Origin of the sequence: Corynebacterium sp. KPL4035 (genome assembly GCF_037908325.1) — a bacterium.
Lineage (GTDB): Bacteria > Actinomycetota > Actinomycetes > Mycobacteriales > Mycobacteriaceae > Corynebacterium > Corynebacterium kefirresidentii.
Map to the genome: position 1 here is coordinate 1 of NZ_JBBMGF010000009.1, position 14,196 is coordinate 14,196.

A 14,196-nucleotide genomic window follows, 5' to 3' on the forward strand; every position below is an offset into this window, starting at 1 on the left:
CGTCAATTGCTAGACTGTTTCTTCGTGATTGTAACCAATGATTTCGAAGTCAGGGTAGGAGCGCGCACGCTTCTCGAAGCCCCAGGGCAGCACTTGCGTGTGCAACCCGGTGACCGCATCGGGCTTATCGGCCGCAACGGCGCGGGCAAGACGACGACTATGCGCATTTTGGCAGGGGAGACCGAGCCCTATGGCGGCTCAGTTACTCGTTCGGGCCCCATTGGTTATTTGCCCCAGGATTCCCGCGAAGGAAATATTGAACAGACGGCGCGAGAGCGCGTTCTCTCCGCCCGCGGTTTGGATGATCTCAAGCGCCGCATGGCCAAGCAACAAGAGCTTATGGAATCGGCCACTGACGATAAGTTCCGGGATAAGGCCATCCGGAAATACTCCCGCTTGGAGGAGCAATTCGAGTCGCTTGGCGGCTATGAAGCCGACTCCGAGTGCGCGCAAATATGCGATAATTTGGGTCTGCCGCAGCGCGTCCTAGACCAGCAACTCAAAACTCTCTCGGGTGGTCAGCGCCGCCGCGTGGAGCTAGCGCAAATTCTCTTTGCCGCTACCGAGGGGTCCGGAAAATCCCAGACCACCCTGCTCCTCGATGAGCCGACGAACCACTTGGACGCGGATTCTATTACGTGGCTCCGCCAATTCCTGTCCAAGCATGAGGGCGGGCTCATTATGATTTCTCACGACGTCGAGCTGCTTGAGGCCGTGTGTAATAAGGTGTGGTTCCTCGATGCGGTTCGCGGCGAGGCCGATGTATACAACATGGGGTATAAGAAATACCTCGATGCTCGTGCTACCGATGAAGCGCGCCGTCGCCGAGAGCGGGCCAATGCGGAAAAGAAAGCATCCGCACTGCAAAAGCAAGCCGCTAAGTTGGGCGCCAAGGCAACGAAGGCCGCCGCGGCCAAGCAGATGCTCCACCGCGCTGAACGCATGATGAGCCAGCTCGACGAGGTACGGGTGGCCGATAAGGTGGCCAATATCAAGTTCCCCGAGCCGGCTCCGTGCGGTAAGACACCCATGAATGCTAAGGGGCTGACCAAAATGTACGGCTCCCTAGAGGTCTTCGCCGGGGTGGATTTGGCCATCGATAAAGGGTCAAGAGTAGTGGTGCTGGGCTATAACGGCGCGGGTAAGACCACGCTGTTGAAATTGCTGGCCGGAGTGGAGCGCACCGACGGTGAAGGTGGCATCGTCAGCGGCCACGGCTTGCGGATCGGCTATTTTGCGCAGGAACACGACACCATCGATCCGGATAAGTCTGTATGGCAAAACACCATTGACGCCTGCCCAGACGCGGATCAGCAGGAACTGCGTAGTCTGCTTGGTGCCTTCATGTTCTCCGGCGAGAAGTTGGAACAACCCGCGGGCACTCTATCCGGCGGTGAGAAGACGCGCCTAGCCTTGGCCGCGCTGGTCTCTAGCCGCGCGAATGTGCTGCTGCTGGATGAGCCGACGAATAACCTGGATCCGATTTCGCGCGAGCAGGTGCTTGATGCGCTCAAGACCTACACCGGTGCTGTGGTGCTGGTAACACACGACCCGGGTGCGGTTAAGGCCTTGGACCCAGAACGCGTCATCATCATGCCCGATGGTGACGAAGATTTGTGGTCCGATGACTATATGGAAATTGTGGAGCTAGCGTAGGAGCATATGAAGACGCTGCTGGAGAGGATGCCCGCCTGGCGGGAGAAATTTTGGCTTATCCCAGCTGTGGCGGTGGCGATCGCCGCAGTGGGTGCGGAGCTGCTTATTGCGATTGGTAGCAAGTTCGATGTGGCAGCCACGCCTTTTTATGATGGCAGCGCTGATAGCGCGCAGGGCATTTTGAGCGCCGTAGCTACGTCCTCGCTGTCATTGGCCGGCACAGTCTTCTTCATCACGCTGACCGCACTATCTGGTGTGGTCACGGTGATGGGCCCACGCCTTTTACATGAGTTTTTAAAAGACCGCTCCATCCAATCTACTTTGGCGATCTATCTTGCCACTTTCACCTTTGCGCTGCTGTCCCTCCGCGCGGTGCGCACTGGCGGCGATGGGGAAGAAGAGCACGTTCCTTCATTGAACGTGGCGGTGACGGTTCTGCTGGCCCTCGCGTGCGTGGTGTTCCTTATCTACTTCATTGTGCATATTGCGCAATCGATCAGCATGTCCCACGTGGTTCACGTAGTTGCACAAGACGTAGAGGACCACATGCGCCGACTTATCCAGCGCGGCGAGCAGGAAAAGGAGGCTAAGGCGCCGGGGCCGGAATTTTACGAAGCTGCGGAGAAGCGGCGCAGCAGCGAGACTGGTTACCTTAAATTCGTGGATTATGACGCCATCGCGCAGGCGGCGGCGCAGGAGAACTGCGCGGTGCACCTGGGCGTGGCACCGGGAGACTTGGTGCTGGAAGGAGAGGTCATCGCACACGGCGTGCCGCATTTGCCGGAAGATATTGAGCGTCACATCGTGCTCACGCAGCACCGCGAAAATGCCTCGGCCCACGACCCACGATTTACCGCCCGGCACCTCGCGGAAATCGCCGCCCGCGCTTTGAGCACCGGCGTCAATGACCCCTATACGGTCATAGACATCATTGACCGCTTTACCCAGATTCTTACCGTGATTGGGGATAAGCGGTTGCCGCAGGGCATTGTGCACGTGGCTGGGCAATTCCGGCTCGATTATCAAACCTTTAGCTACGAGGAAATTGTTGAGGCGATGTTCGCGCAGATTCGGCGCGATGCGGCAGATAATGCAGAAATCTACCTTAGCCTGCTGGATAACTTGGCCAAGGTCGTTGCCCTGTTGCGTACTGCTGAGCGCCGGGGCGTGCTTGCCGACGCCGCCCGGGCCATCTTCTCCGATGCCCGCCGCCAAGTCGGTGGCGAGGTGGAGCGACACCAGCTGGAGTCTTCTTACCAGCACTTCCAGGCCAACTTAGCCGAATGGGCGGAGTCGGAAAAACCTGGCGAAGAGCACGCCGCGGCCTAGTCCGCGGCGCGGTTGCCGCTCTCCTTAGTTGCGGAATCCATGCACTGGGGCGGGGATGAAGCCGCCGCGGTTAATGAACTGCGCATTACCCACTTTATTGACCGGGATTACCGGTGCGTAGCCCAGGAGGCCGCCGAAGCTCACCTCGTCGCCCACCTGGGCGCCAGGAACCGGGATCACGCGTACCGCCGTGGTCTTATGATTCATCACGCCGATGGCGGCCTCGTCAGCAATCATGCCCGAAATGGTCGCGGCCGAGGTATCGCCCGGCAGCGCAATCATGTCAAAACCCACCGAGCAAATGGCGGTCATGGCCTCCAGCTTGTCCATGGAGATAGAGCCGGACTTAACCGCATCGATCATGCCCTTATCCTCGGAGACTGGGATGAAGGATCCAGACAGACCGCCGACGCGGGAGCAGGCCATCATGCCGCCCTTCTTTACGGCGTCGTTAAGCAGAGCCAAAGCAGCGGTTGTACCGTGCGTGCCTACCTGGTCTAGGCCCATGTGCTCAAGGATGTGGGCCACCGAATCTCCCAATTCGGCAGTAGGGGCAAGCGAAAGGTCGATGATTCCGAAGGGCACGCCAAGGCGCTCGGAAGCCATGGTGCCCACCAGTTGCCCGGCGCGGGTGATCTTGAAAGCGGCCTTCTTCACTTCTTCCGCTACCTGGTCCAGGCTCGCCCCTTCAAGTGATCCCAAGGCGCGGTCGACAACACCTGGGCCAGAAACGCCGACGGAGACTACGCAATCGGGTTCTTCGATGCCGTGGAACGCGCCGGCCATAAATGGGTTGTCACCCACAGAGTTAGCAAAGACCACCAGCTTGGCGCAGGCAATGGCGGAATTGTCCTTGGTCAGCTCGGCGGCTTCCTTGATAACCTCGCCCATCTTCCTTGCCGCATCCATGTTGATACCGGCGCGGGAGCTGGCGATATTGACGGAGGAACACACGACGTCAGTCGTAGCTAGCGCTTCTGGAATGGAACTGATGAGCTTTTGTTCCGCGGTGGTCGCGCCCTTTTCTACCAGAGCGGAATAGCCGCCTACGAAGTTGACTCCTACCTCCTTGGCTGCCTTGTCCAGTGCCTTTGCGGCGTCGACGGGGTTTCCTGCTACACCGGCTACTACCAAGGATATTGGGGTGACGGAGATGCGCTTATTCACGATGGGGATACCCAGCTCGCCCTCGATGCCTTCGCATACCTCCACTAGGCGCCCGGCCTGCTGCGTGACGCGGTCATAGATGGCCTGGCAGGTAGCTTCCATGGTGGATCGGGTACATCCAAGGAGCGAGATGCCCATGGTTACGGTGCGGATATCGAGACGATAGTTCTCAATCATCTCGATGGTGTCCAAGATATTAGTGGTATTAAAACGCGTGTTCATTTAAATCTCATTCATGGCGGTGAAGAGGTCTTCGGACTGAATGCGGATGGACTGGTGCTTTTCTTCCGCCACGGGGCGCATATGCTCCTTGATGGTCTGGATGGAGACCTTCTCCGCATCAAATTCGACGCGCAGAATCATGGTGAAGTAGCCGCCCATGAGCGTTTGGGAGACGTCAATGACGTTGATATCGAGTTGGGCAAGGGTAGTGGTCACCGCGGCGATAATGCCGGTGCTATCGGCTCCGGTGACAGTCATAATGGCATACATGCGTGCAATTCTATCTGCTCGCTGCAGCTACCGCCGCCATTTTGCCACCAGCGATGGCCGAGGCGCTGCGGAAAAGAGGCTGCGTTGTTACGGTGGGGAAGTATGACTGATAAGAAGAAGATTCTGTACATCGGTGGACATGGCAAGGTCGGCCTGTTGGCCGCCCCAAAGCTGGTGGAGGCCGGCCACGAGGTCCACTCCCTTATCCGCAACCCTGAGCAGAAGTCTGAGATTGAAAAGCTCGGCGCGACCCCAGTATTGGCCGATATTACTGAGCAGACCGTTGCGCAGTGGGCGGAGCTTTTCGCCGCTTATGACGCCGTAGTGTGGGGCGCTGGCAACGGCGGCCGCGGTGGGGCAGACCTTACGTGGGCCGTGGATCGCGATGGTGCTCTCGCTACCGTTGACGCGATGGAGAAGTTGCAGCAAGAAGGCGAGAATCTGCCTACCTACCTCATGATTTCCTATGTCGGTTCTCAGGAGGCCACCACGGATCCCGCCGACGAGAAGTGGTATGCCTACGTTGAGTCCAAGAAGGAAGTGGACAATCGCCTTGCTCAGGCAGAGTTTCCACACCTTATCCTCAAGCCAGCGATGCTGACCGAGGAGCCAGCACAGGGGCTGGAGCAGATCGAGGATAAGGCGCTAAAGGAGTCCATGACTTCTTCGCGCGAGCTGGTCGCCGATGTCATTGTCGAGGCCCTCGGCCGCGAAACCCTGCCGGAATCCCCGCTCGCCTTTGTTGATGGCGACAATCCGGTGAGCTCCATCAAGTAAGGCGTTAGACTGGCTGGCACTATGATTGCCACGCCTCCAGCTGTTTTAATTGATTGTGACCCCGGCATAGATGATTGCCTCGCCCTGATGTACTTGGCGGGTCTTCATCATGCCGGGGATATTGAGCTGGTGGGAGTTACCACCACAGCCGGCAACGCCGAGGCCTATGAGACTGCGGCCAATGCCCGCTGGATCCTGGATTTGTGCTCGCTTGCCGATGTCCCCGTAGCCCCCGGCTTGCCCCGTCCCTTGAAGGTAGATCTCACCACAACCCCTGAGACCCATGGTCCGACGGGATTGGGCTATGCCACTGCACCTACTACCACGCTGCACCACCGCGATTGGCAGCGACTATGGAAAGAAGCACTAGCCGCTCATCACGATCTGCAGTTGATTGTTACCGGGCCGGTCACCAATCTTGCAGCATTTGAAAAAGCCCATAGTGAAGCCGTCGCGCAGTTTGGCGCCATTACCATCATGGGCGGCGCGGTTAACTACCGGGGAAATACCACCCCGACCGCGGAATGGAACTTTTGGGTTGATCCGCACGCCGCCGCCCAGCACTTTCATTCATCTGCCCCGCGCGTTCCCACCACACTATGTTCGCTTGAGCTAACAGAGCAGTTTCTCATTACCCCACAGCGCCTAGAAGCGGTCATGGAATTGTTGCACGGACACCCTATGGCACAAATCCTGCCGGATGTGTTGCGCTACTATTTTGAATTCCACCAAGCGCAGGGGGAAGGCTATCAGGCCCAAATCCACGACCTTTTGACGTGCATGATCGCCTTGGGGCAGATCGACTTTGACGTTGTAGAGACTACCGTTGATGTCGAAGCGGAATCGCCGCTATTGCGGGGGACGAGCGTTGCGGACTTGCGAAACCACTGGGGCCGGGCCCACAACGCACGACTGGTTACGAGCGCAGATATGGAAGCCGCGCATCAAGAATGTCTGCGGGGGTTTACACTATTGGCTTCACGCTAGTGGCTTTTAATGAGCAGAACCTCTACTATTATCCGCGGCGCACGTGCCGTGCGGGATCGCTTTCCGAGGTGACATAGGAAAGCAGCACCATCCGCGGTCGGCGTTTTTCTATGCCCTTTTTTCTATTTATGGATTTGGACTTTTATTGTGTCACAGCTTTCTCTCGCCCCCGCCCGCAAGGCCATGGTCATCGCGGGTGCATTAATCGTAGCCGCGACTTGGATTTACCTGGTGCTTTTGCGCCCCACGGACTGGCATTCTGTTGCTGGTTCGACTGAAGCGCTCGTTACCCTGAGCGGCTATCTTATCGGCGCCGCGCTCCTGCTTGCCGGCACCGTGCCGACTTTACCAGCGCGTACCATTGCCATCATCCCGGTGGCGCTGGTCCTTAATATTGTCGTTGGTGAAATCATTGGTTCAATCGGCATCCCTCTCTATATCGATTCCGTGGGAACTATCCTGGTAGCCGCGCTTGCCGGTCCCATTGCTGGCTTGGCTACCGGCACGCTGTCTTCTGTCGTCTGGGGCTTGCTCAACCCCGCGGCTTTGCCTTTCGCTGCAGTGTCCGCCGCCACGGGATTCCTCTCCGGATTCGTCATCAAGAAGGGCGCATTTACCAAGGTATGGTGGGTCATTCTCAGTGGCGCCGTCATTGGCATTGTCTCCGGCATGCTCGCCGCCCCTGTCGCTGCCTTTGTTTATGGCGGTACTGCGGGTCTTGGTACGGGCGCGGTTGTTTCGCTCTTCCGTGAGCTGGGCAATTCCCTTATCGCCTCGGTTACCCTGCAGTCCTTCATCTCAGATCCCCTGGATAAAGCGCTGGTTTTCCTCATCGTCTGGGCAGCGGTAAAAGCTTTGCCGCAACGCACCCGTGAATCGCTGCAGCCACGCTGATGAGTCGCCTTCATCCTGCCACCGTAGTCACCATTGCGGCCTGCGGCTGGATCCTTACCTTGGCGCTGAACACCCCAGTGGCGTCGGCAAGCGTCATGCTCGTTGCCCTTGCCAGCGGCACTGTATCTACCCGCAACGCCTCCGTGATTTTGACTACGGTTGCACTGAGCGTGCCAGCGGCCCTTTCCATGCTGGTCATTCATGCTCCCTACGGGGACACCCCAGTTGCGCCTTTGCTTACTGCCGACGGCCTGATGCTCGCCGGTAGCCTCAGCCTCCGCTTCTGTGCGCTCATGGCCTGCTTCATCGCAGCAATGGCGGCGCTGCGCATCGCGGATATCGCCAAATGGCTGCAAATCTCCCGCGCCGGACACAAGGTGGCGTATGTGGTTGGTTCCTCCCTACAGACCTTGCCCCAAGGTGCGCATGCCTGGCGATGCGTCCGTGAAGCCAACCAATTGGCCGGAATCACCATAACCTGGCGCAATACTATCTCTCGCGTCATTATTCCTGTCATCGCTCGCCTCCTCATCCAAGGAACTCAACGCGGCCAAGCCCTGGCCGCCATCGGGTTCGACCAGGAAGGGCAACGCAGCTTATTGCGGCCCGTTGCCGATTCCAGGTTGTCCCGAGTCTTACGCTTCCTCATCCCGCTAGTGTGCCTTGCGGTGGTGATTGCTAGATGGATCTAGCCCACCTTCGCCCTACCCCTGGGGCCATCATCCAGGTACTCGTCGATCCTGATAAAGCAGTAGAAGATGTTGCGGCGCAGCTAGCGGAATCTTTATCCACCGCAGCAATCATCGGCACGGATGCTTCCGCACAAATTAGTTTCCTGCGCGAGACCTGTATTGAAGAAGTAGTACTAGGCCTGGAAAACGCGGGTGTGCCTGCGGAGGAGATGCAAGTCCGCGGGGAGCATATGCTTAGCGCAGTGGGCCTTTCTGCCTACTGTGAACATGACCCCGCGCAGCTGTCTGGTGGCCAAACTCGCAGATTAGCCGCAGCCTGTGTGGCCATCCGCGAGCCCGCGATCATGATCATTTGTGAACCCGCAGCTGGCCTCGATTCAGAGTCGCGCGCACAAGTGATTAACCTTCTGCAGGCAATGCCGCATACCTGCGTTATTGCCGTATCGAGTACTACCTGGCCAGAGCTAGGCGGAGAAATCATAGGAACAGAACCACTCGTAGCACCCCTCAACCTGCCGCGGGTATATGCGCGCGGGCGGCAGGGGAGCATAGGCCCGCTAATTGCCCAGCGAGGACCAAAGAAGAAAAGGTGGTGGCAATTTTCCCAGCCCACCGGAACAACTTTTAGCGTCGGCCCCGTAGAAATCCCCACCGTGGAAGCCGGGGTGACATGGTTGCGCGGCAATAATGGTAGCGGTAAAACGTCGCTCTTGCGCGCCGCCGCCGGGCTTGATGGCGGGGGAGTTGTACGAAATCTTCCCGCCCTTGCTATGCAGTCGCCGTTTGACCAGGCGGCATTTTCCACGGTGGAGGAATTTGTACCCAATGAAGCTTTGCGCAACCTGCTGGGATTAAATCCTGCTGATCATCCCTTAGATTTGTCATCATCACGCCTGCGGCTTGCGCAAGTGGCCCACGTTATTGGGCAGCACCGCCAGAAGGTGCTGCTCGACGAGCCAGATACCTTGCTTTCCGCCGCGGACCGATGGCTCATGCACCAACTAATCCACTACGGCCTACAGTCCGGCAGTGCCTTAGTGGTTACTTGCCATGATCCGCAGTTTGTGGCGGAAATATCGACCTATGCCCAAGTCACGGAAGAGAAATTACCGTCACCGCGCCGCTGAGCCCATGCAAAAAGCTCCCGGCTATTGCGCGTTTCAAGTAACAAGCAGCCGGGAGCAGGACTGTTCAGACGGGATTAAGACAGATCCGCCTGACCGCCACGGATAGATTGCTCTACTAAGTCAAGGACTTTTTCCAGCTCTGCGGTTTCGCCCAAGGCGAGCCGGTTGATGAACCCATCCATAAACACCTCTAGATAGATAGCCAAGGTGTCGATTTCAACATCATCGCGCAGGCGGCCCTTGTCCGCATTTGACGCCAAGCGTGCGCGCACGGCCTCGCCACGAACCGACTGGTTTTCCTTCCACCTAGCGGCGAAGGAAGGATCAGTGCGGAGGAGGGATGTGATTTCCAAGCGAGTGGCTAGCCAATCGTGACGCTCAGGATGTTGGAGCATCTCACGCATTACTTCAACCAAGCCATTGTGGGCTACGACCTCGGCCTGACGAGCGGCATCTTCTTGCGCCAAGGCAAGAAAGAGAGACTCTTTGTCACCGAAGTGGTGAAAGATTGCGCCGCGGGACTTGCCCGTTGCCTGTTCTAGTAGACGAACTGTAGCTCCCTCGTACCCGTGCTCTGCAAAACACCGGCGAGCGCCTACGAGAATGTCGTGCCGACGGCGGCTGAGTTCAGATTCGCTGACGATTGGCATAGTAGGCAACTCTCCTTCATGGGGAACGTCTAAAGAATAATAAATCAGTAATTTTGAATAAGAATAAAATCTATGCGACGAAACGCGGGGCCGCAGCGCCCTCTACTGGGGAGGGCGGTGCAACCCCGCGTTATCGACCGAACCTAAGCCCTTAGCCCCTTCAGGGGCCTAAGGAGTGTGCGGAAAGCGCCTAGCTCTTGACCATCTGGCGCAGGACGTACTGCAGGATGCCGCCGTGGCGGAAGTAGTCAGCCTCACCCGGGGTGTCAATGCGGACGTCAGCGTCAAACTCGACGGTTTCGCCGGACTCCTTGGTGGCGGTGACGTGGACGGTCTTCGGGATGGAGCCTTCATTGAAGGCGGTGATGCCCTCAATATCGAAGGTTTCAGTGCCATCCAGTCCCAAGGACTCGTGGGACTCGCCCTGTGGGAACTGCAGTGGGATAACGCCCATGCCGATCAGGTTGGAGCGGTGGATGCGCTCGAAGGACTCAGTGATTACAGCCTTTACGCCAAGCAGGTTGGTGCCCTTTGCAGCCCAGTCACGGGAGGAACCAGTGCCGTACTCCTTACCAGCGATGACTACCAGCGGAATGCCGGCTTCCTTATAGTTCTGGCAAGCATCGAAGATGAAGGCCTGTGGGCCGCCTTCCTGGGTAAAGTCACGGGTGTAGCCACCAGTGACATCGACCAGCTGGTTAGCCAGGCGAATATTCGCAAAGGTACCGCGCATCATGACCTCGTGGTTACCACGGCGAGAGCCCAGGGAGTTGTAGTCCTTGCGTGCAACGCCGTTTTCATCAAGGTACTGCGCAGCCGGGGTGCCCGGCTTAATAGCGGAAGCGGGGGAGATGTGGTCGGTAGTGACGGAATCGCCGAGCTTCGCCAGAACGCGCGCCCCCTTGATGTCTTCAAGCGGGTTTGGCTCGGTAGGCATGCCATCGAAGTAAGGAGCCTTGCGGATGTAGGTGGAATCCTCATCCCACTTGAAGGTCTCGCCTTCCGGCACATCCAAGTTGCGCCAGGCATCGTCGCCCTTGAAGACGTCGGCGTAGTCAGCCTCGTACATCTCACGAGAGATGGCAGACTGAATGGTGTCCTCGATCTCCTGCGGGGATGGCCAGATGTCCTTCAGGTAGACATCGTTGCCTTCCTTATCCTGACCCAGGGGCTGTGCATCAAAGTCAAAGTCCATGGTGCCGGCAATGGCGTAGGCAATGACCATGATTGGGGATGCCAAGTAGTTCATCTTGACGTCCGGAGAGATGCGGCCCTCGAAGTTGCGGTTACCGGAAAGTACCGCGGTGGCGGCAAGGTCATTTTCATTGATGGCTGCGGATACCTCATCCGGCAATGGGCCGGAGTTACCGATACAGGTGGTGCAACCGAAACCGGAGAGGTAGAAGCCCATTGCCTCGAGGTCCTTCCAGAGATCTGCACGCTGGAAGTAACCATCAACAACCTGGGAACCAGGGGCACAGATGGTCTTAACCCACGGCTTGGACTGGAGGCCCTTTTCTGCTGCCTTGCGAGCAATAAGACCTGCGCCCACCATCACGGATGGGTTAGAGGTGTTGGTACAGGAAGTGATGGAGGCGATAGCAACCATGCCGTGGTCCAAGGTGAACTCGCCACCATTCTGGGACTCAACGGTAATCGGGTTGGAGTGACGGCCCTTTGCACCAAGAGCGGAGGACTCGCCGTGGCCTTCGCGGGCCTTGTTCAAACCGCCGGTGACGTCTTCCATGGCCGGAGCGCCGCCTTCTGCGGACATGCGCTTTGCCTCAACAGAGGTTTCGTCGACGCAAACCTCGTCGGTGGTGTAGTTAGCCAAATCCTTGCGGAACTGCTCCTTGGCCTCGGTCAGCAGGATACGGTCCTGCGGGCGCTTTGGACCAGCAATGGAAGGAACGACGGTGGACAGGTCCAGCTCGAGGTACTCGGAGTACTTTGACTCCGGGGCATCCTCTTCCAGCCACATTCCCTGCGCCTTGGCGTATGCTTCAACGCGGTCAATCTGCTCCTGTGGGCGTCCGGTGAGCTCGAGGTACTTGGTGGTCTCCTCATCAATTGGGAAGATTGCCGCGGTGGAACCGAACTCAGGGGACATGTTGCCGATGGTGGCGCGGTTAGCCAGCGGAACGGACTTGACGCCGTTGCCGTAGAATTCTACGAACTTCTGGACAACGCCGTGCTCGCGCAGCATCTCAGTGATGGTAAGTACGACGTCGGTTGCGGTAACGCCGGTGGGAATCTCACCGGTCAGCTTGAAGCCGACGACCTTCGGGATGAGCATGGATACCGGCTGTCCAAGCATCGCAGCCTCTGCCTCGATGCCGCCAACGCCCCAGCCAAGAATGCCCAGGCCGTTTTCCATGGTGGTGTGGGAGTCGGTACCGATACAGGTATCAGGGTAAGCAAGGCCCTCGTTGTCGAATACAACGCGGGACAGGTACTCGATATTTACCTGGTGGACGATGCCGGTTCCTGGAGGTACAACGCGGAAGTTGGAGAAGTTCTCAGCACCCCAGCGAAGGAACTGGTAGCGCTCTTCGTTGCGCTGGTACTCAATTTCAACGTTCTTTTCCAGTGCATCGGTGGAGCCGAAGGCCTCAACGATGACGGAGTGGTCAATAACCATCTCAGCTGGGTTGAGCGGGTTGACCTGATCCGGAGTACCACCCAAGGCAGAGACAGCCTCACGCATGGTAGCAAGGTCAACAACGCAAGGAACGCCGGTGAAGTCCTGCATGAGGACGCGTGCTGGGGTGAACTGGATTTCGGTGTCTGGCTCTGCTTCCGGGTCCCAGTTTGCCAGGGCGTTGATGTGGTCCTTGGTTACGTTCTTGCCGTCCTCATGGCGCAGCAGATTCTCTGCTAACACCTTGAGGGAGTAAGGCAACTTCTCCAAGCCGGAGACGGAGTTGATGTCAAAGTAGTCATAAGACTTGCCGTTGACGTCAAGGGTCTTCTTGGCCTCGAAGGAGTTCAAGCTTTCAGTCACAGGGAGCTCCATTCCTTGTTGATAAACAGTGTGTTCTGTTTGGTACTCGTCGTCTGTCGTTACCGCGGGGCGGTGCTCTGCGTCTTCGGTCACTAAAGTGACAGGACGCGACCATGGGGCCCGCAGTGCTGAAGGCGACAAAGAACGCGATGGTTCACCTAGATATTGTAGAGGCTAAAACCTTCGGTCGCTGCCATTGTAACAGTACAAGCGTTCTGTTTCACCTTTTCGGGAAAACCGGCGAGTTGAGGAGTTGGGTCGCTTCTAGCTGCCCGTATCTTGGGGGAGAAGTAGTTTAGGGGCCCTATATATAAGGAAGGGATTCGCATGGTTCCCGCAGGGGTAGATATATCTGACTTGGCGAATCAGCTCAAAGACGATGGCGTGGCCTATACGGCCACGGCGCTTAGCCACGATGCCACACTCAATGCGGATGTGAGCAAGGGGTTGCGGGACGGCGACGGTGTTGCCGTAGTTGATGTGATGAATGTTCGGGCCCCCGACGTCCGCGACATCGCCCAAGAGCTTCAAGATGCCACGGGATTGAACACAGTCATTGTCCAGACCCCACAGCATGTCTCTTCGGTCAGTGATACTTATAGTCGAGCCGATATTGAGTCAGTACAGGCGCAACTGGCGCCCGGGCTTGACCAGGTGGACCTACTGGCTAAGTACTACGGGGGACTAGACCAAATCAGCTTCCCGGTGGCAACAATTGTGGGTGCGGTTGCTGTGATTGCTGTGTTTGTCTTGGTTAGCTCTTTCATGGTGGCAAACCGACGCAAGTCTGAAGGGCTGTAAGCGGACCCCAGGGGCATGAAAGGCAGGGCGCCTCGACATTGAGCGCTGGATCCGAGATTCCAAGTAACGCCTCTTGAACAAGGTGGAGACTGTAGGAAAATAGGTTTGTTCGAAAAAGTTTCAGATAAGTAGCTGAAACTTTTGCGAACCGTTTTAGGAGAAAAGTAATTTACGTAAAGACCGCCAGGGGATGGGCTAGAGGTGCCGGGCGGCGATAAACAAGTTGCTGTCTCGTTTATCCGTAAGGGTGATGAAGGCGTCTAAAAGTTGGGCGCCGAAGCAGGGGCCCGTATCCGATGACAAAACGATTAGGGGTGTCGGTGAAAGGTGCGGGAAGGGCAGGGGAGGGGACAGAGTCAACTCTTAGGGGTTGACTCGGGGTGGGGGAGTGGTCAATTTGCTTCCATACCGTCCACAGGGGGGCGGTTTGACGCGCGTGCCCATCCAGTTCGTGCGTGACTAAAATCACAATAACGGGATGGTAACAAAATCATTGCAGGTTAGGTGCTCATGTTGAGTCATGCGAATTAACTTGACTCACGTGAATTGCGGGAAAATTGTGCGAAGCGGGCGTGTCGTGACGTAAGGTTCGGGTGTCGACTCAGGGGACATTTCTTGCT

At 57.5% G+C, this 14,196-nt stretch carries 12 protein-coding genes; 8 read left to right on the plus strand and 4 right to left on the minus strand.

From position 1 onward, the window contains the following. Nucleotides 1–24 precede the first annotated feature (24 nt). Together WMP96_RS08670 and WMP96_RS08675 are read left to right on the plus strand one after the other, a co-directional pair. A complete protein-coding gene (locus tag WMP96_RS08670; protein ID WP_023021517.1) occupies nucleotides 25–1,656 on the plus strand; it encodes an ABC-F family ATP-binding cassette domain-containing protein in 1,632 nt (543 codons plus the stop codon). Between the two features lie 6 nt (nucleotides 1,657–1,662). Beyond that, the gene (locus WMP96_RS08675; RefSeq protein ID WP_301715732.1) at nucleotides 1,663–2,985 is read left to right on the plus strand and encodes a DUF2254 domain-containing protein; all 1,323 of its coding nucleotides are present in this window, start codon (nucleotides 1,663–1,665) and stop codon (nucleotides 2,983–2,985) included. A gap of 24 nt (nucleotides 2,986–3,009) precedes the next feature. Here the strand turns inward: WMP96_RS08675 and WMP96_RS08680 are convergent, their stop codons facing one another. Together WMP96_RS08680 and WMP96_RS08685 are read right to left on the minus strand one after the other, a co-directional pair. Then, nucleotides 3,010–4,374, minus strand: a complete 1,365-nt coding sequence (locus WMP96_RS08680) for a PFL family protein (protein WP_301715733.1) — start codon at nucleotides 4,372–4,374, stop codon at nucleotides 3,010–3,012. After that, a complete protein-coding gene (locus tag WMP96_RS08685; RefSeq protein WP_049360814.1) occupies nucleotides 4,375–4,644 on the minus strand; it encodes an ACT domain-containing protein in 270 nt (89 codons plus the stop codon). 102 nt (nucleotides 4,645–4,746) lie between these two features. On the opposite strand from WMP96_RS08685, the gene WMP96_RS08690 reads away from it, so the two are divergent. From WMP96_RS08690 to WMP96_RS08710, 5 genes are all read left to right on the plus strand, one after another. After that, nucleotides 4,747–5,421, plus strand: a complete 675-nt coding sequence (locus tag WMP96_RS08690) for an NAD(P)H-binding protein (RefSeq protein ID WP_239206862.1) — start codon at nucleotides 4,747–4,749, stop codon at nucleotides 5,419–5,421. A gap of 21 nt (nucleotides 5,422–5,442) precedes the next feature. After that, complete coding sequence (locus tag WMP96_RS08695; RefSeq protein WP_301715734.1) at nucleotides 5,443–6,408, plus strand: nucleoside hydrolase; 966 nt, start codon at nucleotides 5,443–5,445, stop codon at nucleotides 6,406–6,408. Nucleotides 6,409–6,591: 183 nt separating this feature from the next. After that, nucleotides 6,592–7,302: an ECF transporter S component gene (locus WMP96_RS08700; protein ID WP_301715786.1), complete on the plus strand. Its 711-nt coding sequence runs from the start codon at nucleotides 6,592–6,594 to the stop codon at nucleotides 7,300–7,302. Continuing rightward, nucleotides 7,302–7,994, plus strand: coding sequence for an energy-coupling factor transporter transmembrane component T family protein (locus WMP96_RS08705; RefSeq protein ID WP_301715735.1), 693 nt, complete (start codon nucleotides 7,302–7,304; stop codon nucleotides 7,992–7,994). Before WMP96_RS08700 ends, WMP96_RS08705 begins: the two co-directional genes overlap by 1 nt. After that, nucleotides 7,985–9,121, plus strand: a complete 1,137-nt coding sequence (locus tag WMP96_RS08710) for an ABC transporter (RefSeq protein WP_301715736.1) — start codon at nucleotides 7,985–7,987, stop codon at nucleotides 9,119–9,121. The genes WMP96_RS08705 and WMP96_RS08710 overlap by 10 nt, the downstream gene beginning before the upstream one ends. Before the next feature lie 74 nt (nucleotides 9,122–9,195). Here WMP96_RS08710 and WMP96_RS08715 read toward each other — a convergent pair whose 3' ends face one another. Continuing rightward, on the minus strand, nucleotides 9,196–9,771 hold the full coding sequence (locus tag WMP96_RS08715; protein WP_049378160.1) for a TetR/AcrR family transcriptional regulator: 576 nt from the start codon (nucleotides 9,769–9,771) through the stop codon (nucleotides 9,196–9,198). A gap of 190 nt (nucleotides 9,772–9,961) precedes the next feature. Beyond that, nucleotides 9,962–12,775: an aconitate hydratase gene (gene can / locus WMP96_RS08720; protein WP_239206858.1), complete on the minus strand. Its 2,814-nt coding sequence runs from the start codon at nucleotides 12,773–12,775 to the stop codon at nucleotides 9,962–9,964. Nucleotides 12,776–13,102: 327 nt separating this feature from the next. Here can and WMP96_RS08725 point away from each other — a divergent pair, with 327 nt between their 5' ends. Continuing rightward, nucleotides 13,103–13,576, plus strand: coding sequence for an Rv1476 family membrane protein (locus WMP96_RS08725; RefSeq protein WP_301715738.1), 474 nt, complete (start codon nucleotides 13,103–13,105; stop codon nucleotides 13,574–13,576). The last annotated feature ends 620 nt before the right edge of the window (nucleotides 13,577–14,196 follow it).